This window comes from Mycobacterium parmense, assembly GCF_010730575.1.
GTDB lineage: Bacteria > Actinomycetota > Actinomycetes > Mycobacteriales > Mycobacteriaceae > Mycobacterium > Mycobacterium parmense.
The window spans coordinates 2,820,327-2,839,512 of the sequence record NZ_AP022614.1 but is presented as its reverse complement, the minus strand read 5'-3'; the positions used below and the strand labels follow the sequence as shown (position 1 = coordinate 2,839,512).

At 70.2% G+C, this 19,186-nt stretch carries 19 protein-coding genes; 8 read left to right on the top strand and 11 right to left on the bottom strand.

The features are described 5' to 3' along the window. Window positions 1-55: 55 nt before the first annotated feature. A complete protein-coding gene (locus tag G6N48_RS12940; protein WP_085267798.1) occupies window positions 56-1,015 on the top strand; it encodes an alpha/beta fold hydrolase in 960 nt (319 codons plus the stop codon). Here the strand turns inward: G6N48_RS12940 and G6N48_RS12935 are convergent. Genes G6N48_RS12935 through G6N48_RS12925 form a run of 3 tightly spaced genes read right to left on the bottom strand, consistent with a single transcriptional unit; the run spans window position 1,010 to window position 4,674 of the window. Next, complete coding sequence (locus G6N48_RS12935; protein WP_085268050.1) at window positions 1,010-2,338, bottom strand: flavin monoamine oxidase family protein; 1,329 nt, start codon at window positions 2,336-2,338, stop codon at window positions 1,010-1,012. The two genes, G6N48_RS12940 and G6N48_RS12935, sit on opposite strands and share 6 nt — an antisense overlap. A gap of 54 nt (window positions 2,339-2,392) precedes the next feature. Beyond that, the gene (locus G6N48_RS12930; RefSeq protein WP_085267799.1) at window positions 2,393-3,538 is read right to left on the bottom strand and encodes a hypothetical protein; all 1,146 of its coding nucleotides are present in this window, start codon (window positions 3,536-3,538) and stop codon (window positions 2,393-2,395) included. After that, window positions 3,538-4,674 carry a phosphotransferase family protein gene (locus tag G6N48_RS12925; protein ID WP_085268051.1) on the bottom strand — a complete coding sequence of 379 codons (1,137 nt, stop codon included), beginning with the start codon at window positions 4,672-4,674 and terminating at the stop codon, window positions 3,538-3,540. The genes G6N48_RS12930 and G6N48_RS12925 overlap by 1 nt, the downstream gene beginning before the upstream one ends. 68 nt (window positions 4,675-4,742) lie before the next feature. On the opposite strand from G6N48_RS12925, the gene G6N48_RS12920 reads away from it, so the two are divergent. Both G6N48_RS12920 and G6N48_RS12915 read left to right on the top strand, forming a co-directional pair. Further along, the gene (locus G6N48_RS12920) at window positions 4,743-5,345 is read left to right on the top strand and encodes a TetR/AcrR family transcriptional regulator (protein WP_085267800.1); all 603 of its coding nucleotides are present in this window, start codon (window positions 4,743-4,745) and stop codon (window positions 5,343-5,345) included. After that, window positions 5,342-6,208: an SDR family NAD(P)-dependent oxidoreductase gene (locus G6N48_RS12915; protein ID WP_085267801.1), complete on the top strand. Its 867-nt coding sequence runs from the start codon at window positions 5,342-5,344 to the stop codon at window positions 6,206-6,208. Before G6N48_RS12920 ends, G6N48_RS12915 begins: the two co-directional genes overlap by 4 nt. Here the strand turns inward: G6N48_RS12915 and G6N48_RS12910 are convergent. Further along, a complete protein-coding gene (locus G6N48_RS12910) occupies window positions 6,205-6,810 on the bottom strand; it encodes a class I SAM-dependent methyltransferase (RefSeq protein ID WP_161494175.1) in 606 nt (201 codons plus the stop codon). The genes G6N48_RS12915 and G6N48_RS12910 overlap by 4 nt on opposite strands. Window positions 6,811-7,051: 241 nt before the next feature. Here G6N48_RS12910 and G6N48_RS12905 point away from each other — a divergent pair, with 241 nt between their 5' ends. Genes G6N48_RS12905 through G6N48_RS12885 form a run of 5 tightly spaced genes read left to right on the top strand, consistent with a single transcriptional unit; the run spans window position 7,052 to window position 11,194 of the window. Next, window positions 7,052-8,008, top strand: coding sequence for a DUF4129 domain-containing protein (locus G6N48_RS12905; RefSeq protein ID WP_085267802.1), 957 nt, complete (start codon window positions 7,052-7,054; stop codon window positions 8,006-8,008). Next, complete coding sequence (locus G6N48_RS12900) at window positions 8,005-8,487, top strand: hypothetical protein (protein ID WP_085267803.1); 483 nt, start codon at window positions 8,005-8,007, stop codon at window positions 8,485-8,487. Before G6N48_RS12905 ends, G6N48_RS12900 begins: the two co-directional genes overlap by 4 nt. Window positions 8,488-8,515: 28 nt before the next feature. Then, window positions 8,516-9,484: an AAA family ATPase gene (locus tag G6N48_RS12895; RefSeq protein WP_085267804.1), complete on the top strand. Its 969-nt coding sequence runs from the start codon at window positions 8,516-8,518 to the stop codon at window positions 9,482-9,484. Window positions 9,485-9,491: 7 nt separating this feature from the next. Continuing rightward, complete coding sequence (locus G6N48_RS12890; RefSeq protein ID WP_085267805.1) at window positions 9,492-10,760, top strand: DUF58 domain-containing protein; 1,269 nt, start codon at window positions 9,492-9,494, stop codon at window positions 10,758-10,760. Beyond that, complete coding sequence (locus G6N48_RS12885) at window positions 10,757-11,194, top strand: hypothetical protein (RefSeq protein ID WP_085267806.1); 438 nt, start codon at window positions 10,757-10,759, stop codon at window positions 11,192-11,194. Before G6N48_RS12890 ends, G6N48_RS12885 begins: the two co-directional genes overlap by 4 nt. 12 nt (window positions 11,195-11,206) lie before the next feature. Here G6N48_RS12885 and nuoN read toward each other — a convergent pair whose 3' ends face one another. From nuoN to nuoH, 7 genes are read right to left on the bottom strand one after another with little or no spacing between them, the layout of a single operon-like run. Then, complete coding sequence (nuoN, locus tag G6N48_RS12880) at window positions 11,207-12,787, bottom strand: NADH-quinone oxidoreductase subunit NuoN (protein ID WP_085268053.1); 1,581 nt, start codon at window positions 12,785-12,787, stop codon at window positions 11,207-11,209. Beyond that, entirely contained in the window at window positions 12,787-14,403 is a 1,617-nt protein-coding gene (locus G6N48_RS12875) for an NADH-quinone oxidoreductase subunit M (protein WP_169718425.1), read from the bottom strand. Before G6N48_RS12875 ends, nuoN begins: the two co-directional genes overlap by 1 nt. Continuing rightward, the gene (gene nuoL / locus G6N48_RS12870; RefSeq protein ID WP_085267808.1) at window positions 14,400-16,286 is read right to left on the bottom strand and encodes an NADH-quinone oxidoreductase subunit L; all 1,887 of its coding nucleotides are present in this window, start codon (window positions 16,284-16,286) and stop codon (window positions 14,400-14,402) included. Before nuoL ends, G6N48_RS12875 begins: the two co-directional genes overlap by 4 nt. Before the next feature lie 10 nt (window positions 16,287-16,296). Beyond that, window positions 16,297-16,596: an NADH-quinone oxidoreductase subunit NuoK gene (gene nuoK / locus G6N48_RS12865; protein WP_007772892.1), complete on the bottom strand. Its 300-nt coding sequence runs from the start codon at window positions 16,594-16,596 to the stop codon at window positions 16,297-16,299. Beyond that, a complete protein-coding gene (locus G6N48_RS12860; protein WP_085267809.1) occupies window positions 16,593-17,390 on the bottom strand; it encodes an NADH-quinone oxidoreductase subunit J in 798 nt (265 codons plus the stop codon). Before G6N48_RS12860 ends, nuoK begins: the two co-directional genes overlap by 4 nt. Then, window positions 17,387-17,932, bottom strand: coding sequence for an NADH-quinone oxidoreductase subunit NuoI (nuoI, locus tag G6N48_RS12855; RefSeq protein WP_085267810.1), 546 nt, complete (start codon window positions 17,930-17,932; stop codon window positions 17,387-17,389). The genes G6N48_RS12860 and nuoI overlap by 4 nt, the downstream gene beginning before the upstream one ends. Then, the gene (gene nuoH / locus G6N48_RS12850; RefSeq protein ID WP_085268054.1) at window positions 17,925-19,184 is read right to left on the bottom strand and encodes an NADH-quinone oxidoreductase subunit NuoH; all 1,260 of its coding nucleotides are present in this window, start codon (window positions 19,182-19,184) and stop codon (window positions 17,925-17,927) included. Before nuoH ends, nuoI begins: the two co-directional genes overlap by 8 nt. Window positions 19,185-19,186: the final 2 nt, after the last annotated feature.

Here is a 19,186-nt window from a genome sequence, read left to right as displayed (position 1 = left end):
GCTAAACTCGGTGCAACCTTGCGGCAGCGGAGCCGCTTGTCAGGGGGGAGCGTTGATGAGCGCGCGACGACGCACCGTCGACCGGATACCCGACATCCTCCCGCCGAGTCGCACCCTGAGCGTCCGCGCGGCCGACGGCACCCGGCTGCACGCCGAGGTGTTCGGACCGCCAGATGGCTACCCGATCGTGCTGACACACGGCATCACCTGCGCCATCCGCGCCTGGGCCTACCAGATCGCCGACCTGGCCGGCGACTACCGGGTGATCGCGTTCGACCACCGCGGCCATGGGCGCAGCGGTGTCCCGCGGCGCGGCGGCTACAGTCTGAAACTGCTTGCCTGCGACCTGGATTCGGTGCTGGACGCGACGCTGGCCCCGCACGAGCGCGCCGTGCTGGCCGGGCACTCGATGGGCGGCATCACGATCGCCGCGTGGTCGGCGCGCTACCGGCACCGGGTCCGCCGGCGCGCTGCGGCCGTCGCGCTGATCAACACCACCAGCGGCGACCTGCTGCGTAATGTGCAGCTGCTGCCGGTGCCACGCGGGCTGTCGCCGGCGCGCGTGCTGGCCGGCCGGGGCCTGGTCGCCACCTTCGGCGGCTTCCCAATCCCGTACGCGGCCCGGCTGCCGAGCCGCTACCTGGTGGCGATGCTGGCGGTGGGGCGCGACGCCGACCCCGGCGTCGCGCGGCTGGTCTGTGAGTGTTTCGAGCGGACCCCGCCCGCGGGGCGCGCCGGGTGCGCCAGGACGCTCGTCGACGCGCTGGGCTCGCGGCATCTCGACCTGGACGGCCTGACGGTGCCGACGCTGGTCATCGGCAGCGAACGCGACCGGCTGACGCCGATCGGCCAGTCCCGCAGGATCGCGCGCACCGCGCCCAACGTCGTCGGCCTGGTCGAATTGCCGGGCGGCCACTGCTCGATGCTGGAGCGGCCCCACGACGTGAGCCACCACCTGCGGGCGCTGGCCGAATCGGTGGCCGACGACGTGCGGATCAGCCGGATCAGCTCATAGGCGGGCGAGGACCTCGGCGGCCGCCCGCTGTCCGGACCTGACGGCGCCGTCGAGGAACCCCGTCCACTCGTCCGCGGTTTCGGTGCCCGCCCAGTGGATCGGCCCGACCGGCTTGCGCAGCCACGGCCCGAACCGCGTCCAGGACCCGGGCGGCACCGCCGCCGTGGGACCGCCCGGCGCGAAGCCCTCGTCGCCCCAGCAATGATCCACGTAGTCGAGAGGCTTGAGCGCGTCGTCGCCGAAAAGCGTTGCGAAGCAACGCAACGCGTCACGGCGGCGCTGTTCGCAAGGCAGTGTGTCGAAGGCGCGCGCATCGACGAAACCCATCAGGATGCCGGGTCCGTCGGTGTGGGGGCTGAGGTCGAACGTGATGAAGACGGGTCCCTCGTCGGACAGCGCCTGGCCGGAGAACCCGGCGTCCCGCCAGAACGGGGTTTCGTAGGCCGCGTAGGCCTTGCTCAGCCGGCCCTGCGGCCAATGCCCGGCCAGTTGCCCGTACACGGGGGGCAGCGGGGGATCGAACTCGATCGACCCGCGGTGGGCCGGCGGGACCGCGACGATGACGAAGCCGGCCTCGGTCTTGCCGGCGTCGGAAACGACCGTGACGCCCGAGCCATGCCGGTCGATGCGCCGGACCGGGGCTTCGAGGATCACCCGGTCGCCCAGTTGGGCGGCCGCGGCCTCGGCGATCTGCTGGGTGCCGCCGGGAAACCGGTCCTGCTGGGCGCCGTTCTCGACGTCGAGGAGCCGGTCCAGCCCGCCGGCCGCATGCGTGTAGCGCGCGGCGTGCAGCATCGACACGTCGTCGGGTTCGCAACCCCAGGTCACCCGGGCCACGATGGCCAGCAGGTCGCGCGACGAGGCCGTGGCGTGCACCGAGCGCAGCCACCCCCCGAGCGACACGCCGTCCAGTTGTCGGGCGCGGCGCGCGTTCCACGGGGCCGCCACCGGGACGCCGCGGGCGATCCTGTCGAACTGCCACCGCAGCCGCCCGATGTCGACCAGCCCGGTGAGCGACAGCCTGGGGATGGTGCCGCGGTAGGAGTGCGTCCAGCCCCGCCAGCGGATCACATTCCTGCCGTCATGGTGGGTGGGCTCGGTCGGGATCTCGAGTTCGGCCGCCAGCGCCAGCACCGCGTCCTGGGTGGGTCCCACGAACGTTCCGCCCAGGTCGGCGGGCAGTCCGGCGACGTTGCCGGTGAACGAGCGCCCGCCGACGCGGTCACGGCCCTCGAAAACCACCACGTCCTGACCCTGGCGGACCAGTTCGCGCGCCGCCGACAGGCCGGCGAAGCCCGCGCCGACAACGACGACGTCGGCCATCCGCGGCGGTGTCACGTCGTCTAGTGAACCCCACCGGGGGTCGAACGCCCAGAACTAGGGGGCCACCGTCAGCCAGTCGGGGAAGCCCGACGGGTCGTGGCGGCCCAGCGCGCCGTGCTCGTAGAGGCCCCAGCCCTCCACCGGATCGTTGTCGCCGTCGCGGCACATCGCCCGGCCCACGTGGTCGATCACGCCGAACCCGGAGCGAGCCACGATCGCCGGGTCGGTCATGTCGTAGGTCAGCCGCTCGCTGAATTTCTCGCCCTTCCACATGCCGTGCAGCCAGTCCGAGTCGCCGCCGTAGCCGCCGCCGACGTGGATGGGGACGGGCAGCTTGGACTCCACGTCGAAGTGGACCGCGGTGCCGTCGGGCGCGGTGGCGTCGATCGTCGCGCCGGTCGGGATGCGGGTGCCGGAACGGTAGTGGATCTTCACCCGCGGCCAGCCGAGCTGCTCGACGCGGCCGTCACGCCAGATGCGGGTGCAGTCGTTGAGCGAGCGGAAGCCGTCGGGCTCCTCCTGGATGATCAGCACGATCGCGAACTGTTCGAACGCCATCGGCACGTACAGCCACCACATGCCCTCGAACGGCGGGTCCGCGGGCCGTCCCGCCGGCTCGGGCTCCCCGATCGGGCGGATCCCCCAGGAGCGGTCGCGGCTGCCGATCCAGGTGGCGGGGTCGACCGCGATCTCCTCGCCGTCGACGGCGATCCGTCCGCTCCAGGCGCCCAGCTGGGCGAAGCGCTGCGCGTTGAGCGTGACGCGGTTGCCGGACCGCAGGACGTGCGGCTGTTCCTGCACGACACCGAACAGGCCTTCCCAGGTGAGATCGGCGGCGATGCCCTCGGTTTCGTCGAGGATCAGCCGCAGTTTGTGCAGCGGCTCGTCGACCTCGATGCGGTAGCTCATCACGTGCTGGTTGAGCCGGTCTTGGTCGATGGAGTCGGACAGGTGCACGGCGGTCTGGGTGTCGCTCAGTCCGATGTCGCCGGCCGTCCGGCTCCGGCGACGTATGAGGACGAACGCGTCCTTGACGCCGAGGTTCGGGTAGTAGCCGATTCCGCTGATGACGAAGATGTCGCCGGTGCGGTCGTGGGCGTTGAAGTAGGAGCGGTCGTAGAAGTTGCGGTCCGAGGAGCCCGGCCAGGCGATCGGCTGCGGGATCTGGTGTACCGGGAATTCGTCGAGCGGGCCCAGCATCACTGGCCCTCCCCGATGAGACGCTTCATCAACCCGGCGTGGTAGAACAGCGATTCGACGTCGTCGGGCTTGTCGGTCTCGCCGAAGTGCACGCGGCGCGCGCCGGTGCGCATGAACACGCACGCCCACATCACCCCGGAGTACACGTAGAACCAGCGCAGGTCGCCGACCTCGACGCCGGTGAGTTCCCGGTAGGTGGCGCGCACGTCGTCCTCGCGCATCACCCCGGGCAGGCCGGGCAGCCCCGCCAGGCCGGCGAGCTCCTGAAACACCATGTGCGCGTAGATCATCCACGCCACGTCCAGCTCGGGGGGCCCGAGCGTCACCATCTCCCAGTCCAGCACCGCCACCGGCGCAAAGTCGCGGTACAAGACGTTGCCCACCCGCGCGTCGCCCCACAGCAGCACCGGTGGGCTCGCGTCCGGGCCGGCCGGCCAGTTGTCCTCGAGCCATTCGAAGGTCCGCTCCAGCAGCGGTGAGCGGCCGATGTCGGGCACCGCGAAGTCATACCAGGACCGCACCCAGTCGAAGTGCCTGCGCAGCGCGGTGCCGGAGGGGGCGCCCTCGCTGAGGAAGCCGAACGTCTGTTGCGCATCGGGGATCGAATGCAGCCTGGCGAGCACCCCGACGGTCGCGTCCTGCAGTGCGCGCTGCCGCTCGGGGGGCGCGTCGGCGAACCAGTTGCCGCCGAACGTGTACGGCATGACGTCGGGCGGCACCTCGCCGTCGACGTAGTCCATGACGAAGAACGGGGTGCCCAGGATTTGCCCCGTGGCCTCCAGCCAGCGCACGCGTGGCACCGGGACGTCGGTGAGCTCGCCGACCTTGCGGATCACGTCGAATTGGTGATCCAGCCGGTAGGTGGGGAAGACCTGCACGTCCTCGGGGGCGGGTGCCACCCTGGCCACCAGCCTCTCGGTGACCGGCCGGCCGTCGTGCTGCCAGCGGGAGGTCAGGATGATGGTCTCCGACGACATGCCCGTGGCGTCCACGCCGCTTTCCACGGTGACGTCGGGCTTGGCCCCGCCGGGAAGGACGGTCGACAGCCATTGCGACATCACCGCCGGTAGGGTCGAGACGTCGCGGCTGGACCGCTGTATCCGGTCGACTTCGTCGATCGCCGGTTCAGTAGCCACGGGTGCCTCCATTTTCTGCGGGTGCGTCGAGGCCGCAGCGCGGTAATTACGATACGGTAGGTAGCGTTATGAAAGCAGACGTGTCCGCCGTTGACAAGGCCCCCGGCGCCGGCCGACCCCGGGATCCGCGCATCGACTCGGCCATCCTGTCCGCGACCGCGGAACTGCTTGTGGAGATTGGCTATTCGAACCTGAGCCTGGCCGCGGTCGCCGAGCGCGCCGGCACCACCAAGTCGGCGCTGTACCGCAGGTGGTCCAGCAAGGCGGAGCTGGTGCACGAGGCCGCCTTCCCGACGGCACCCACCGCCCTGGAGGCGCCCGCCGGCGACATCGCCGCCGACGTGCACATGATGATCGAGGCCACCCGCGACGTGTTCACCACCCCGGTCGTCCGCGCGGCGCTGCCCGGCCTGGTGGCCGACATGACGGCCGATCCCGCGCTCAACGCCCGGGTGATGGCACGCTTCACCGACCTGTTCACCGCGGTGCGACTGCGGCTGAGCGCGGCCGTGGACCGGGGCGAGGCCCATCCCGACGTGAACCCGGACCGGCTGATCGAGTTGATCGGGGGAGCGACGATGCTACGGATGCTGCTGCGCCCGGGTGAGGCGCTGGGCGAGGAGTGGGTGGAGCAGACCACCGCGATCGTCGTGCACGGGGTGACGGGATGACGAGGCGGCTCGCGGACCGCTCGGCGATCGTCACCGGCGGCAGCCGCGGCCTGGGGCGCGCGATCGCCCTGGCGCTGGCGGCCGAGGGCGCGGCGGTGGCCGTGGTGGGCCGCACCGAGCGGGTATGGGACGAACGCCTGCCCGGAACGATCGGTGAGACGGTCGCCGACATCGAGGCGGCGGGCGGGCGCGCGGTCGCGATCCGTGCCGACCTGACCGACCGCGACGACATCGCGCGGTTGGTGGCTGAGGCGCGAGAGACGTTGGGGCCCATCACGGTCCTGGTCAACAACGCGGCATTCACGGCGCCCGGACGGCCGCCGGATCCCGGCGCGCAGCCGCGCACCACGCCCGCGAAGGCTTCCGGCGACAAACCCGGCTGGCCGGGCTTCGTCCGGATCCCGCTGTCCGCGTACCGCCGGCACTTCGAGATCGCGGTGTTCGCCGCCTACGAGCTGATGCAGATGGTGTGTCCCGACATGATCGAGTCTGGTGGTGGCTCCATCATCAACATCACTTCCCTGGCTGCGCGGCTGCCCGGCGACGGCCCCTACCCCGACCGCGGCGGCGGTGTGCTGCCCGGTTACGGCGGATCCAAGGCGGCGCTCGAGCATCTCACGCAATGCGCGGCCTACGATCTCGCCGACCACCACGTCGCGGTCAACGCCCTCTCGCCGTCCAAGCCGATCCTCACGCCGGGGTTGGCGTTCTACGGTCGGCAATTCGACGAAACCGCCGCGGCCGATGAATTCGCCCGCGCAGCGGTCGAACTGGCGTTGGTGGACCCCGCCGAGGTCACCGGCCGCACCATCGGGCATCTGCAGGTGCTCGACGGCAGCTTCCGGCCGTTCAGCCGCGATTAGGGCGGCGTGCGCGCGGTGACCGCGTTGATGATGACGGCATGCAGCCTGTGCCATTGCAGGGATCCGAACCCCGCCCGCCGCAGTAGCCGCTCGGCGCGGGGTCGGGTGCGGGCCTTCGCCCGGCGACTGGTGAACAGGGTCGGCGTGAGCCACCACGAGAATTGGTCGACCAGCACGAGGTGACCGCCGGGGGTCAGCACCCGGGCGCACTCGTGCAGGCCCGCCTGCTGGTCGGTCCAGTGGTCGAACGAGGTGGTGCTGACGACGAGGTCGAAGGTGTCGTCCGCGTAATCGAGGTGTTCAGCCACGCCGAGTGAGAATGTCAGGCGTCGATCTTCGGCGGATCCCTCTGCCACTGCGACCATTTGAGGGGCTGCGTCGATGCCCGAGAGCTGCTCGGCCATCGGGTAGCGGCCCGCGAGCGTGCGCAGCAGATAGCCCGTCCCGCAGCCCACGTCGAGCACCCGGTGCGGAGCGGCCGCAGTCGATACGGCCAGAGCCGCTGTGCGATCGGAGATTTCATGGTGCAACCTGCCGCGCCAGCCGCCGTCGTACCGTGGGGCGCGATCGTTGAATTCTTCAACATCCCGATATGGCGGCACACGGTGAGTCTGGCACGGCGACGGCCACGCGGCCAGAGCGGCGCCGACCGCGATTGGGGCGGCCCCGGCGGGTCGGCATCCCCCCGCAAAAGCTTCTGAGGGTGGTGAGCGTGGTTGATCTCGACACGATGCCCGTCGACCTGCATCTGTGGAGGAATAGCCGACTGTGGATAACGCGCGGCCGGCCGTGTCAGGATGAGAAAAGCCGGCGGCCCGACGGCGCCGGTCGGATGGTGTGGCAATGGCTGGAACGGACAGACCTACGCGGCGTGTCGCCGTGGTGATCGCGCTGTTGATCGTCACCGCCGCCGCGCTGCACGGACACCTGCCGGCCGACGACCGGCCCCTGCACACCGAGCCCGGCAACAGCCGGGCGGCGCTGATCTTCGTGGTTGCCGCGCTGGGCGGGGCGCTTGCCGTGCTGGCGGTCGCGATCATCGTGCGGTTGAGGGACCCCCGGGCGCCGCTGCCGCCGTCGCAGGACCTGTCCGGCATGCTGGGCACCGGCAGCGGGCGCCCCAGCTGGCGCGTCGTGCTCATCGGAGCCGGGCTGCTTGCGGCCTGGTTGCTGCTCGTGGTGGTGCTGTCGCGGTTTGTGACGGGTCACGCCCTGAATCCGTCGGCGCCCCCGACCGACGCCCCCCCTCCGCCGTCGGCGCCCGCCCCCGCGCAGCCGGCGCCGAAACCCCCGCACCGCAACGACGGCGGCGACATGTTCGGGATCCTGCTCGCCGCAGCCGTACCGGCGATGCTGATGATCGTCGCGGGCTCCGTCGTCTTGTCGCGGCGGCGCCGGCGTGCGGCGGTCCCGAGCGCCCCCGCCGCCGAGGAAGCCGCACTCCCGACACCGCCGCCGACGCGTTCGCAGACCCTCGCGCGGGCGGCCGAACGCGGACTGGCCGAGATGACCGACCTCAGCCGCGAACCGCGCGAGGCGATCATCGCCTGCTACGCCGCCATGGAGCGCGAGCTCGCGCGCGTGCCCGGCGCCGTCCCGCAGGACTTCGACACCCCGACCGAAGTGCTGGCCCGCGCGGTCGAGCGTCATGCGCTGGGGGGGGACAACGCCGTGCAGCTGGTGAACCTTTTCGCCGAGGCGCGATTCAGCCCGCACGTGATGAACGAAGGCCACCGCGACCTGGCGGCGCAGGTCCTTCGGCTGGTCCTCGACGAGCTGCAGACCAGGAGCGTGGCATGAACAGGCTCATCGCGCTTGGTGTCTGCCTCATCGTCGGGATGGAGCTGTTGATGCTGGTGCTGCGTGATCGCCGGTTCGTGCTGGTGGCCTCGGGCGTTGCGCTGGCGCTGGTGCTGCTCAACGTCCGCCGGGTCCTGCAGCGCGCAGCCCGGTTCGAGCCCGAGCCGGTCACCGACGAAGCCGGGGACGCCCTGCGACGCTGGCTGTCCAACACCGCGACCACCGTCCGGTGGTCGGACTCCACGCGCGCGGACTGGGACCGGCACCTGCGTCCGATGCTGGCCCGCCGCTACGAGATGGCAACGGGGCAGAAGCAATCCAAGGACCGAGCGGCATATCACGCGACCGGCCGCGTGCTCTTCGGCGCCGAGCTGTGGGAGTGGGTCAACCCGAACAACATCACGCGCAGCGACGATCGCCGGCCCGGGCCCGGACGCGCGGCGCTGGAAGAGATCCTGACGAGGCTGGAGCAGGTATGACACAACCAGACATGACGGGGCGGCACACATGACGCTGCCGGCGGCGACCACCACCGCGCACTGCGAGGCGGTGCTCGACGAGATCGAGCGCGTGGTCGTGGGCAAGCGGTCCGCGCTCACGCTCATCCTCACCGCGGTCCTGGCGCGCGGCCATGTCCTGATCGAGGACCTGCCCGGCCTCGGCAAGACGCTGATCGCCAGGTCGTTCGCCGCCGCGCTGGGCCTTCAGTTCACCCGCGTGCAGTTCACGCCGGATCTGCTGCCCGCCGACCTGCTCGGTTCGACGATCTACGACATGCAGTCGGGGCGCTTCGCGTTCCGGGCCGGACCGATCTTCACCAACCTGCTGCTCGCCGACGAGATCAACCGCACACCGCCCAAGACCCAGGCGGCGCTGCTGGAGGCGATGGCCGAAGGGCAGGTCAGCATCGACGGCGAAACCCACCGGCTGCCACAGCCTTTCATCGTGCTCGCGACCGACAACCCGATCGAGTACGAGGGCACCTATCCGCTGCCCGAGGCCCAGCTCGACCGGTTCGCCATCCGGCTCGAACTGCGCTATCTGTCCGAGCGGGACGAGACCTCGATGCTGCGCCGCCGGCTCGAACGCGGCTCGGCCGAACCGACGGTCAACCAGGTCGTGGACGCGCACGATCTGCTGGCGATGCGCGAATCGGTCGAGCAGGTGACCGTGCACGAGGACGTTCTGCACTACGTGGTGTCGCTGGCCAACGCCACGCGGCACCATCCGCAGGTGGCGGTCGGCGCCAGCCCGCGCGCCGAGCTCGACCTCGTGCAGCTCGCCCGCGCCCGCGCGTTGCTGCTCGGCCGCGATTACGTGATTCCCGAAGACGTCAAGGCGCTGGCCATCGCCGCCGTCTCCCACCGGATCACCTTGCGCCCGGAGATGTGGGTGCGAAAGATCCAGGGCGCCGACGTCATCGCAGAGCTGCTGCGCCGGCTGCCGGTGCCGCGCACGTCGGGCGGGACGGGATGACCGCGGCGTGACCGTCGTCCGCGAACCCCAATTCCGTTGGCGTGCCTCACCATTGACGCTGACCATCGCCACGTGCGCCGCGGTCGCGCTGGGTGCCGCGGTGATCGGCAACCGTTGGGAGCTGGTCGCGTTCGCCGCGCCGCTGCTGGGGGTCCTGTGCTCGATCGGTTGGCAGCCACCGGTTCCGGCGCTGCTTGTGCGCGCCGAGCCGGACTCGCAGCGGTGTTTCGAAGACGAGCAGGCGCGGGTGCGGGTATGGGTGACGGAAGAGCCCGCACACACCGGCGTCTCGGCGGTCCGGCTCACGATCGAGCCCGTCGACGGCATGGAAATCGACGTCGGCGATGCGCAGGAGGGCCTGGCGAAAACGCTGACGGCCACCGCACCGCGGTGGGGCCGCTACTTCATCCCGGTGCGGCTCGACGTGCTGGCGCGCGGCGGTCTGGTGGCCGGAACCGCCACCGTCGACGCCGCCGACGTCATCGTGTTCCCGGTGACGCCCCCGCAGCCGACCCCCATCCCGCAGACCGAACTGCTCGACCGCCTCGGCGCACACCTGACCCGGCACGTCGGCCCCGGCGTCGAGTACGCCGACATCCGCCCCTACGTGCCCGGTGACCAGCTGCGCGCCGTGAACTGGCCGGTGAGCGCGCGCCGCCGCCGGTTGCACGTCACGCAGCGCCTGACCGACCGCGCGGCCGACGTGGTGGTGCTGATCGACGCCTACCGCCAGCCCGCCGGCCCGGCCACCGACGCCACCGAACGGGTGGTGCGCGGCGCCGCGCAAGTGGTGCAGACCGCGCTGCGCCACGGCGACCGCGCCGGGATCGTCGCCCTCGGCGGCAACCGCCCGCGGTGGCTGGGCGCCGACATCGGTCAGCGCCAGTTCTACCGGGTGCTCGACACCGTGCTGGCGGCCGGCGACCGTTTTGAAAACACCACCGGCACACTGGCACCGCGCGCCTCCGTACCCGCGGGCGCGATTGTCGTGGCGTTCTCCACGCTGCTCGACACCGAGTTCGCGCTGGCGCTGATCGACCTGCGGCGGCGCGGGCACGTGGTGCTGGCCGTCGACGTCCTCGACGTCTCCCCGTTCGCCGAGCAGCAGGACCCCCTGATCGACCGGATGTGGACGCTGCAGCGCTCGGCGATGTACCGCGACATGGCGACCGTCGGCGTCGACGTCGTGGGCTGGCGCGGGGACAGCACCCTGGACCAGGCGATGGGTGTGCTGCCGGACCGTCGTCGCCGGGTGCGGGGCCGGCTGCGCGCATGAACCACGCCGGGCGCTGGGCGGCGCCGGTCTTCGGGCTTCTCATGGTCGGGTTGGCCACCGTAGGCGCCCAGGGGCCCGCGGTCGGGGCGGGAGCGCTGGCCGCCGCCGCGGTGGGCCTCGGCATCGCGGTCCGGTCCGCCGCGACGATCGCCGTGTTGCTGTCGGTCGCCGCGATCGGGCTGTCCGGCCCGCCGCCGGCGTTCGTGGCGCTGTCGGGGCTGTGCGCCGCGGCCTACCTGGTATGCCGGCACGCCGTCGGGACGGCGACCGCCGTCGTCCTGGGGAGCGCGCCTACAGCCGTTGCCGTCGTTGGCTTTTCGGTGTCCGGGCTGGTCGCCACGGCCTTGGCGCCGCAGTTGCCGTGGCTGCCGCTGGCCGCGCCGCTGGGGGCGCTGGCGGCGTACGTCTCGGCGGTGCGCCCCTTCGTGAATTGATCGCCGAGTCGCTCAGTTCAGCAGGTGTGCCGCGTGGTCGGCGAGGTCGAGCAGCGGCTGCGGGAAGATGCCCAACGCCACGGTGACCACGGCGCAGATCGCGATCGCGGCCTTGCTCAGGATGCCCGGCGCCACCACCTGGGGGGTGTCGTCGGTGGTCTCGGTGAAGAACATCGACACGATCACCCGCACGTAGAAGTAGGCGGCCACCGCGCTGGCACACACACCGACGATCACCAGCGGCACCGCACCGCCCTGCGCGGCGGCCTTGAAGACGGACAGCTTGCTGACGAAGCCGCTTGTCAACGGGATCCCGGCGAAAGCCAGCAGGAACATCGAAAACATCACGCCCACAATGGGTGAGCGCTGCCCCAGCCCCGCCCAGTGCGACAGCGTGGCGTCCTCGACACCGTCGGAGTCGCGGATCAGGCCGATGATGGCGAAGGCGCCCACGGTGCTGAAGCTGTAGGCGACCAGATAGAACAGGGTCGCGGACAGGCCCGCCGAGTTGTCGGCGATCACGCCGGTCAGGATGAACCCGACGTGGGCGACCGACGAGTAGGCCAGCATCCGCTTGACGTCGGTCTGGTTCACCGCGGTGATGGTGCCCACCGCCATGGTGAGGATCGAGATCGTCCACAGCACCGGGCGCCACTGGTCGTGCAGCGGGGGCAGCGCGACGTAGACCACCCGGATCAGCGCGCCGAAGGCCGCGACCTTCGTCGCCGCGGCCATGAAGCCCGTGATCGGGGTGGGCGCGCCCTGGTAGACGTCGGGAATCCACGAATGGAACGGAACCGCACCGACTTTGAACAGCAGGCCGACCGACAGCAGCGCGACCCCGACCAACGCCGTCGAGCTGTCGGCGTGGGCCGCCAGGGCATCCCGGATGCCGGGCAGCAGCAGCGTTCCCGTCGCGCCGTAGAGCAGCGCCACGCCGTAGAGGAAGAAGGCCGACGAGAACGCGCCCAGCAGGAAGTACTTCATCGCCGCTTCCTGGGACAGCAGGCGGCGATGGCGGGCCAGCCCGCACATCAGGTAGAGGGGCAGCGAGAGGACTTCCAGCGCAACGAACATCGTCAGCAGGTCGTTGGAGGCGGGGAACACCATCATGCCGCCGACGGACAGCATCGCCAGCGGGAACAGCTCGGTCTGGGCGGCCCCGGCCCGCTCCGCGTCACGCTCGGCGTCGCTGCCCGGCACCGCGGACGCCTGCGGGGTGAAGGCGTCCAGGCTGCCGGCGCCCACCGCCGCGGCCACCTTGGGCTGCGCCGTCGCCTGGGTCCGCTCGGCCATGAAGACGACCGCCAGCACCGCGACCAGCAGCACCGTGCCCTGCAGATACAGCGTCGGCCGGTCGATCGCCATGGCTCCCAGCACGGCGGCACGGCCGGCGGGCGCGACCGAACGGCTCACCACGACGACCGCGGCGAACGCCGCGACCAGGCCGCCCAGCGTCAGCGCCACCTGCGCGACGTAGCGGGATCGCCTGGGCAGGAACGCCTCGACGAGCACACCGGCGACCGCGACGCCGAACACGATGAGCGTCGGACACAGCAGGAAGTACTCGATGCTGGGGGTGGGCAGGATCATCATCGCGGTCCTTCGGCTGTCCGGGGCGCGGGGTTACCGGCCGGCACCCTCGGCGTGGGGTCGTGCTGGCCGATGGTGGTCATGGTGTTCGCCACGGCGGGGTTGATCAGGTCCAGCATCGGCTTCGGGTAGACGCCGAGCCCGAACAGCAGCGCGAGCAGCGGTGCGACGACGAGCAATTCACGCGGCCGCAAGTCGCTGATCTTCTCGTTGCCTCTGGCGACCGGCCCGGTCATCACGCGCTGGTAGAGCCAGAGCATGTAGATGGCCGCCAGCACCAGGGCCGTACAGCCGAACGCCCCCGCCAGCCAGTAGCGGTTGAATGTGCCCAGCAGGACCAGGAATTCGCTGACGAACGGCGCCAGCCCCGGCAGCGACAGGGTCGCCATGGCCGAGACCAGGAAGGTGCCCGCCAGGATCGGCGCCACCTTCTGCACCCCGCCGTAGTCGGCGATCAACCGGCTACCCCGGCGCGAGACCAGGAAGCCCGCGATCAGGAACACCGCCGCCGTGGAGATGCCGTGGTTGAGCATGTACAGCGTCGAACCGCTCTGACCCTGGCTGGTCATCACGAAGATGCCCGCGATGATGAACCCGAAGTGCGAGATCGACGTGTAGGCGATCAGGCGCATCATGTCTTTCTGCCCGATCGCCACGATCGCGCCGTAGATCACGCCGACGATCGCCAGCGCCACGATCGCCGGACGGAAATAGGTTGAGGCGCTGGGGAAGAGCTGCAGGCAGTAGCGGAGCATGCCGAAGGTGCCGACCTTGTCCATCACCGCGGTGATCAACACCGCTGTCGCGGGCGTGGCCTCCACGCACGCGTCGGGCAGCCAGCGGTGGAACGGCCACAGCGGCGCCTTGATCGCGAAGGCGAACATGAAGCCCAAGAACAGCGCCTTGAACACCGCCGAGTCCGCGCCGTAGCGGCCGGAGGCCACCCCGGCCACGATGTCGCGGAAGTCGAACGTGCCCGAACCGTGCTGCGCGGTCACCACGTACAGCCCGATCACCGCGGCCAGCATGATCAGCCCGCCGAACAGGTTGTACAGCAGGAACTTCACCGCCGCGCGCGACCTGCCGGCCCCGCCGCCGAAGCCGCCGATGAGGAAGTACATCGGGATGAGCATCGCCTCGAAGAACACGTAGAACAGCAGCACATCCAGCGCGACCACCGAGATCAGCACCATCGACTCGATCGCCAGCGTCAGGGCGACGTAGGCGTGCACGTTTCGTGACGATCGCGAGGCCGGGCGTTGCGCGTCGTCACCATCGGCTCCGCCGTCGTTCCAGCCGCCGACCTGCAGCACCGGGATCAAGATCGCGGTCAGCAGCACCAGGATCACCGCGATGCCGTCGACGCCCAGGGTGTAGCCGGCGCCGAAAGCCGGTATCCACTGGTGGCTCTCGACGAATTGGTAGTGGTCGCCGCCGGGCTTGAACCCGACGGCGACGACGGCCGCCACCGCCAGCGTCAGCACGCCGAAGACCAGCCCGGTCCACTTGGCGGCCCGGCGCAGCGCGGGCGGCAGCAGGATGACCAGCACGGCACCGGCCAGCGGCACCAGCCACAGGATGCTCAGCCAGGGCGCGCTGGAGACGGCCCCGTTCACCACAGCTTCACCGCCAGGATCAGGGCGACGACCAGCGCCGCTCCCGTCAGCATCGACAGCGCGTAGTTACGGGCGAACCCGGTCTGCAGTCCGCGCAGGCGATTCGACGTCGAACTGACCAGGGCGGCAAGGGCGTTGACCGAGCCGTCCACGCCCTCGTCGTCGACTTCCACCAGCGCGTGGGTCAGTTGCGCGCCAGGGCGCATGAACACCTCCTCGTTGAAGGCATCGCCGTAAGCGTCTCGGCGTGCGGCCGTCGTCAGCGGCGAGACCGACAGCGGGGCCACCCGGGGGATCTCCGCCCGGCCGTACATCAGGTAGGCCACGGCGATGCCGATGATCACCACGCCGAGCGCCGCCGACGTGCTGGCCCACACCGGGACGGCGTGCGTGAGCTCCTCGTGTTCGCCGACGACCGGCTCGAGCCAGTGCTGCAGCGTGCCCTTGTACGCCAGCAGGAAGCCGGCGAACACCGAACCGAAGGCGAGCAGGATCATCGGCACCGTCATCAGGCCGGGCGCCTCGTGCGGGTGGGTGCCCGGGGCCCAGCGGCGCTTGCCGAAGAACGTCATCAGCATCACCCGCGTCATGTAGAAGGCGGTGATGCCCGCGCCCACGAGCGCCGCGCCGCCCAGCACGTAGCCGCGCACGCCGCCGGAGGCCAGCGCCGCCTCGATGATCGCGTCCTTGGAGAAGTAGCCCGCGAAGGGCGGCACGCCGATGATCGCGAGGTAGCCGAGGCCGAACGTGGCGAACGTGATCGGCAGGGCCTTGCGCAGGCCGCCGTAGCGGCGCATGTCCTGTTCCTCGTGCATGCCGTGGATCACCGCGCCGGAGCCCAGGAACAGTCCGGCCTTGAAGAACCCGTGCGTGAGCAGGTGCATGATCGCGAACGCGTAACCGGCCGGACCGAGCCCGGCGGCGAGCACCATGTAGCCGATCTGGCTCATGGTCGATGCCGCCAGAGCGCGCTTGATGTCGTCCTTGGCGCAGCCGATGAACGCCCCGAGCAGCAGCGTGACGGCCCCGACGATCACCACCGCCAGCTGCGCGCCGGGCGCGAGGTTGTAGAGCGGGTTGGAGCGCACAATCAGGTAGACACCGGCGGTCACCATCGTCGCGGCGTGGATCAGCGCCGAGACCGGGGTGGGGCCCTCCATCGCGTCACCCAGCCAGGCCTGCAGGGGGACCTGCGCGGATTTGGCGCAGGCCCCCAGCAGCAGCAGCAGTCCCACCGCGTTGAGCGTGCCGCGGTCGGCGGCGAAGGCGGCGTTGAACACGCCGGAGTACGACAGGGTGCCGAAGGTGGCGAACATGACCAACATGCCCAGGGCGAGCCCGGCGTCGCCGACGCGGTTCATCACGAACGCCTTCTTGGCCGCCGTCGCCGCCGACGGTTTGTGATACCAGAATCCGATCAGCAGGTAGGACGCCAGGCCGACGCCCTCCCAGCCGACGTAGAGCACCAGGTAGTTGTCGGCGACCACCAGCAGCAGCATCGAGGCGAGGAACAGGTTCAGGTAGCCGAAGAACCGCCTGCGGTCGGGGTCGTCGGCCATGTAGGCGACCGAGTAGATGTGGATCAGCGACCCGACCCCGGAGATCAGCAGGACGAAACACATGGACAACTGGTCGAGCTGAATCCCCACGTCGACCTGCAGTTGGCCGACGGGGATCCAGGTGAACAGCTTCTGGTGGATGGCCCGGTCGACTCCGGCGCGGCCGAGCATGTCGGTGAGCAGCGTGACGCCGACCCCGAACGCCCCGAGGGCTGCGGCGCAGCCCAGCCAGTGGCCCCATGCGTCGGCCCGCCTGCCCGAGAAGAGCAGGATCACGGCACCTGCCAGTGGCAGCGCCACCAGCAGCCAGGTGTACTGAGTCATCTTGGCGTTCTCAGCCTTTGAGTAGGTTGGCGTCGTCGACGGAGGCGGACTTGCGGGTGCGGAAGATCGTCATGATGATCGCCAGGCCGATCACGACCTCGCAGGCGGCCACCACCATCGTGAAGAACGCGATCATCTGCCCGTCCAGGTGGCCGTGCATCCGCGCGAACGTGACGAAAGCGAGGTTCACCGCGTTGAGCATCAACTCGACGCACATGAACATCACGATGGCGTTGCGGCGCAACAACACCCCGGAGGCGCCGATGGTGAACAGCAGCGCCGACAGGTACAGGTAATTCGCCGGGTTCATGACGTACCGCCTTTGACCGCCCGGGGGTCGGGCTCGGGAGATGTCGCCGGGAGCTCGGCGCCGTCGGCGCCGCGGCTGCGCAGGATCCGGGAGACAGACAGCCGCGAGTAGGAGCCGTCGGGCAGCATGGCCGCCACGTCCACGGCGTTGTGGCGGGCGTACACGCCGGGATTGGGCATGGGGGTGGGGTGCGCGCCGGCGCGGAACCGCTCTTCGGAGAGCTCCCGCTGGGTCTTGCGCCGTTCGAAGCGCTCGCGGTGCGCCAGCACCATCGCCCCGACGGCCGCGGTGATCAGCAACGCGCTGGTGAGCTCGAATGCCCAGAGGTACCGGGAGAAGATCAGCGCCGCGAGGCCTTCCACGTTGCCGCCGGCGTTGGCGGTGGTGAGCCCGGCGAAACCGCCGGTGGCCGCGCTGCCGATGGTCGCGATCAGCAGGACGCCGAACCCCACCCCGGCCGTCACCGCGGCCACCCGCTGTCCGTGCAGCGTCTCCTTCAACGACTCCGCCGAGTCGACGCCGATCAGCATCAGCACGAACAGGAACAGCATCATGACCGCGCCGGTGTAGACGACGACCTGGACGACGCCGAGAAACACCGCGTCCTGCACCATGTAGAAGACCGCGAGGACGATCATCGTCATCGCCAGGAACATCGCCGAGTACACCGCGTTGGCGGCGAGCACCACACCGAGCGCGCCGACCAGGGCCAGCGCCCCCAGCACCCAGAAGGCCACGGCCTCACCGGTGGACGTGCGCACGATGGTGTCGGCGGCCAGGCTGACGGTGGTCATCGGGGGTCCCCGGCGCCCTGGGGCCGGCGCAGGCCCTGGGCCGTCACGTTGCCCTGGTAGTAGTCCTTGTCGGTGGCCCCCTCCGCCCTGGGGTGCGGGGGAGCAAGCATGTCCTGCAGCAGCGGCGCGAGCAGCCGATCCTTCTCGTAGATCAGGTCGGCGCGGTTGTCGTCGGCCATCTCGTAGTTGTTGGTCATCGTCAGCGCCCGGGTGGGGCAGGCCTCGATGCACAGGCCGCAGCCGATGCACCGCAGGTAGTTGATCTGATAGACCCGGCCGTAGCGCTCGCCCGGTGAAAACCGTGCCTCTTCGGTGTTGTCGGCGCCCTCGACGTAGATGGCGTCGGCCGGGCAGGCCCAGGCGCACAGCTCGCAGCCGATGCACTTCTCCAGGCCGTCGGGGTAACGGTTGAGTTGGTGCCGGCCGTGATAGCGCGGCGCCACGGGACCGGGCTTCTCCGGATACCCCTCGGTGACCCGCTTTTTGAACATCGCGGCGAACGTCACGCCGAAACCGGCTACGGCGTCGAACAACTTAGCCATGCGCACTCTCCTTGCTCGCACTGACCGGTGTCGCGAGGGCTTTCATCGGCAGCGCCGGGGTCGGGTAGGCCGGCGCGGGCAAGGCCGGGCCGCCGGCCTTGCGACGCTCCTTCTCCATCGCGCGAATGTTCGGGGGGCTGAACGGTTTTCGCAACAGCAGCACCAGTGCCACGGCGAAGGCGATGCTGCTGGCCACCAGGATCGGGGTCCAGTGCTGGTAGCCCTGGTCGCGCGCGGTGCGGATCACCGCCGCGATCAGCACCCACACCAGCGACGCCGGGATCAACAGCTTCCAGCCCAGCGCCATGAACTGGTCGTAGCGCAACCGGGGCAGCGAGGCCCGCAGCCACATGTAGATGAACAGGAAGGTCCACATCTTGGCGGTGAACCAGAGCACCGGCCACCACCCGGTGTTGGCCCCGGCCCACATGTTCAGCGGCCACGGCGCGTGCCAGCCGCCGAAGAACAGGACCGTGGCCAGCGACGAGACGGTCATCATGTTGACGTACTCGGCGAGCATGAACATCGCGAACTTCAGCGACGAGTACTCGGTGTGGAAACCCGCGACCAGCTCGCCCTCGGCTTCGGGCAGGTCGAACGGGGCGCGGTTGGTCTCGCCGACCATCGAGATCAGGTAGATGACGAACGACGGCAGCAGGAGGAACACGTACCAGACGCGGTCTTGCGCGGCAACGATTTCCGACGTCGACATGGAGCCGGCATAGAGGAACACCGCCGCGAAGGACAGGCCCATCGCGACCTCGTAGGAGATGACCTGCGCGGTGGAGCGCACCCCGCCCAGCAGCGGATAGGTGGATCCCGACGACCAGCCGCCGAGCACGATGCCGTACACGCCGATCGCCGAGAGCCCCAGGATGAACAGCACCGCGACCGGCAGGTCGGTCAGCTGCAGCGGGGTGCGGTGGCCGAACACCGACACCACCGGGCCGAACGGGATGAACGCGAACGCGGTGAACGCGGGGATGGTCGAGAACACCGGCGCCGCAAAGTAGACGAACTTGTCCACGCCGGCGGGCGTGATGGACTCCTTGAGGGCCAGCTTGATCCCGTCGGCCAGGCTCTGCAGGCTGCCCCACGGCCCCGCGCGGTTGGGGCCGGGCCGCAGCTGCATCCAGCCGAGGATCTTGCGTTCGAGCAGGATCGCGAGCAGCACGTTGAGCATGAGGAACACGAAGATGGCCAGCGCCTTGCCCAGCACCAGCCACCACGTGTCGTGCCCGAAGGCGCTCAAAG

What these genes read in the sequence shown, in the direction of transcription:
- G6N48_RS12915 (WP_085267801.1), top strand. Translation starts at nt 5,342, where the DNA reads ATGACGAGGCGGCTCGCGGACCGCTCGGCGATCGTCACCGGCGGCAGC.
- G6N48_RS12900 (WP_085267803.1), top strand. Translation starts at nt 8,005, where the DNA reads ATGAACAGGCTCATCGCGCTTGGTGTCTGCCTCATCGTCGGGATGGAG.
- nuoK (WP_007772892.1), bottom strand. Translation starts at nt 16,596, where the DNA reads ATGAACCCGGCGAATTACCTGTACCTGTCGGCGCTGCTGTTCACCATC.
- G6N48_RS12895 (WP_085267804.1), top strand. Translation starts at nt 8,516, where the DNA reads ATGACGCTGCCGGCGGCGACCACCACCGCGCACTGCGAGGCGGTGCTC.
- G6N48_RS12930 (WP_085267799.1), bottom strand. Translation starts at nt 3,538, where the DNA reads ATGCTGGGCCCGCTCGACGAATTCCCGGTACACCAGATCCCGCAGCCG.
- nuoI (WP_085267810.1), bottom strand. Translation starts at nt 17,932, where the DNA reads ATGGCTAAGTTGTTCGACGCCGTAGCCGGTTTCGGCGTGACGTTCGCC.
- nuoN (WP_085268053.1), bottom strand. Translation starts at nt 12,787, where the DNA reads ATGATCCTGCCCACCCCCAGCATCGAGTACTTCCTGCTGTGTCCGACG.
- nuoL (WP_085267808.1), bottom strand. Translation starts at nt 16,286, where the DNA reads ATGACTCAGTACACCTGGCTGCTGGTGGCGCTGCCACTGGCAGGTGCC.
- G6N48_RS12905 (WP_085267802.1), top strand. Translation starts at nt 7,052, where the DNA reads ATGGCTGGAACGGACAGACCTACGCGGCGTGTCGCCGTGGTGATCGCG.
- G6N48_RS12935 (WP_085268050.1), bottom strand. Translation starts at nt 2,338, where the DNA reads ATGGCCGACGTCGTCGTTGTCGGCGCGGGCTTCGCCGGCCTGTCGGCG.
- G6N48_RS12920 (WP_085267800.1), top strand. Translation starts at nt 4,743, where the DNA reads ATGAAAGCAGACGTGTCCGCCGTTGACAAGGCCCCCGGCGCCGGCCGA.
- G6N48_RS12940 (WP_085267798.1), top strand. Translation starts at nt 56, where the DNA reads ATGAGCGCGCGACGACGCACCGTCGACCGGATACCCGACATCCTCCCG.
- G6N48_RS12860 (WP_085267809.1), bottom strand. Translation starts at nt 17,390, where the DNA reads ATGACCACCGTCAGCCTGGCCGCCGACACCATCGTGCGCACGTCCACC.
- G6N48_RS12885 (WP_085267806.1), top strand. Translation starts at nt 10,757, where the DNA reads ATGAACCACGCCGGGCGCTGGGCGGCGCCGGTCTTCGGGCTTCTCATG.